The sequence below is a fragment of the Halalkalibacterium ligniniphilum genome, assembly GCF_000334155.1.
Lineage (GTDB): Bacteria > Bacillota > Bacilli > Bacillales > Bacillaceae_D > Halalkalibacterium > Halalkalibacterium ligniniphilum.
The window spans coordinates 1-2,273 of the sequence record NZ_ANNK01000130.1; the positions used below are offsets into that span (position 1 = coordinate 1).

The 2,273-nt window shown below is 37.6% G+C and carries 3 protein-coding genes; 1 reads left to right on the top strand and 2 read right to left on the bottom strand.

What is annotated here, in order from left to right; all coding sequences use genetic code 11:
- Positions 1-351, top strand: a 351-nt coding sequence (locus tag BLT_RS22165; protein WP_017728783.1) for a YolD-like family protein, incomplete at its 5' end; no start/stop codon positions are given.
- A 14-nt stretch (positions 352-365) separates the two neighbouring features.
- Here the strand turns inward: BLT_RS22165 and BLT_RS0116015 are convergent.
- Both BLT_RS0116015 and BLT_RS0116020 read right to left on the bottom strand, forming a co-directional pair.
- Positions 366-620, bottom strand: coding sequence for a DUF3006 domain-containing protein (locus tag BLT_RS0116015; protein WP_017728784.1), 255 nt, complete (start codon positions 618-620; stop codon positions 366-368).
- A gap of 11 nt (positions 621-631) precedes the next feature.
- Positions 632-2,273 (bottom strand): S-layer homology domain-containing protein (locus BLT_RS0116020; protein ID WP_236611104.1); only part of this gene is annotated, 1,642 nt, incomplete at its 5' end.

Below are 2,273 nucleotides of genomic sequence, written 5' to 3' on the forward strand. Positions count from 1 at the left end.
AGGATTACAAAAGTGACCAAAGGGTCTAACAAAAAGTGGGAAGGCTCTAGAATGATGCTGCCCGAACATGTTGCTCTGATTCGTCAACGGAAAGTAGATCAAAAGAAAGTGAAAAAGCATGAACTAGATGAGCAAGAACTGGAGGAAATCGGTTATGTGGTCATGGATGCACTAAACCATACTTTAGAAGTACGTGTTATCTATTGGGATAATTGGGCTTATCATGAATTTGTGGGGTTTGTAGATCGAGTAGATTTGCAATTGAAGCAGATAAAGTTTGTTACCGATGATGATGATGATGAATATACATATGTCAAAATTGATTGTTTAAAAAGCGTAGAAAGAATATAGCCCACCGAAGTGGACTATTTTTGGTTTTTCTTTTTCAATTTTTCTAACAAAGAATTAGCTTTATCTATAGCAGCATCTGTTTCCTTTTTTAATACGTTTGCTTTTTTGATTGACCCATCAACATTAAATTGGATTTCTAAAATGTCGCCTTCCTTCACATTAGAAGGCAATTGTTCAATGGGAATATCCTTTTGAATTGACTCGTCATCTCTAAGGAGAAAGACGGCCACTTGACCGTCTACAATTCTATCCAGTGTGTATTTAGCCACACTCATTCCTCCTACACAGTAATTTGATCTTTCATTTGTTCAAATCGAGTTTGTCCAATTCCACTTACATTCATGATTTCTTCAATATTATTGAATAAACCATTTGTATCACGATAATCAATAATTCTCTGAGCGATTGAAGGCCCTACACCTGTAATATGTTGAAGTGTCTGATAATCAGCAGTATTGATATTAATTGGATAGGAATTATTCTCTTGAGGTGGTTCAACTGGCTCGTTTGGTTCATAAGGAAGAATAGAATTACCCCCCTCAACTTGGAAGTCTTGACCATCAGTTGTTACAACAACAGGTCCGCCAGCAGTTGAATAAATGTTTTCTACCCCACTGTTTAAAAGCCGATCAATAACTTCACTATGTGGATGTCCATATGAGTTTCCTTCGCCATAGCTAATTATTGCAGCTTTTGGTTGAACTTCATTTAAGAAGAATTGGTTAGAGCTTGTGTTTGAACCATGATGGCCAACTTTTAACACATCACTTTTTAAATTAAAACGATCAACCATTCGTTGTTCAGCTGCAGATTCTGCATCACCAGTGGTTAGATAAGAGAAATGATTATAATTTACATGGAGCGCTATGGAACTATTGTTTAAACTATCCCTCTCTTCTCCACTGTTTACAACTGCAATATCTAGAGCAGGATCAATACCGATTCGCTCACCTGGTGTTGGCACATGAAACGGTATATCATTGTTATCAATGTATTGCAAATAATTTAGATATGTTTGACTTGAATGTGGTATTCCCGAATCAAGTACCTGTCCAACATTAAAATTCTGCATTACTTGTACAGCTCCCCCTACATGATCAGCATGTGCATGTGTGATAACTAACTTATCAATAGTAGAAACACCTGCTTGTTTAAGATAGGACACTACCCTTTGACCCGCTGTTTGAGTTCCCGCATCAATAAGAATCGTTGACCCGTCGTTTGGTGTAATAATTAGTGTGGAGTCTCCTTGACCAACATCAATATGATGTATTTCTAAATCCCCATCTTTAGCACTATTATCTGGTTTAAATGATTCGTCTAAAACACGAGCTAAAAATACGGAAAACTGAGCTCTTGTCGTTGGATTATACGCACGGAATGTGTTATCTGCAGAATAACCTGTTGTGATTTCATTAGCTGCTAGCGCTTGAATCTCGCTATAAAGAGTGTGATCGGAGCTAATGTCATTAAAACCTTTATCTACTGTTCCTTCAAGGTTAAATGCTCTTTGAAGGATAGCAGCCATCTGACCACGAGTAAGAGGAGCGTTTGGCATGAATCGTCCATCACGCCCATTTATAAACCCTTCATCTGCTACTGCTGCTACGACATCATAAGCGTGAAAATCTGTAGAGATATCAGTAAAGTTAGGAGATGGTCTGTTTTCTAAATCTAAGCTTAGTGCTGCAGCTATCATTATTGCAGCTTGGGCACGAGTCACATTGTTACTAGGTTTAAAGGTGCCCTCATTATACCCACCAATAATTGATTGATGTGCTAAAAATTCAATTTCTGTTTTTGCCCAGTAATCTGAACCAACGTCAGTGAATCGCTCTTGTCCAGTTGCTACTGTAGGAATAAGCATGGAGAGTATAACAAACAACAAAGCTAAGTATTTAATACTTCTCATATGTACCTCC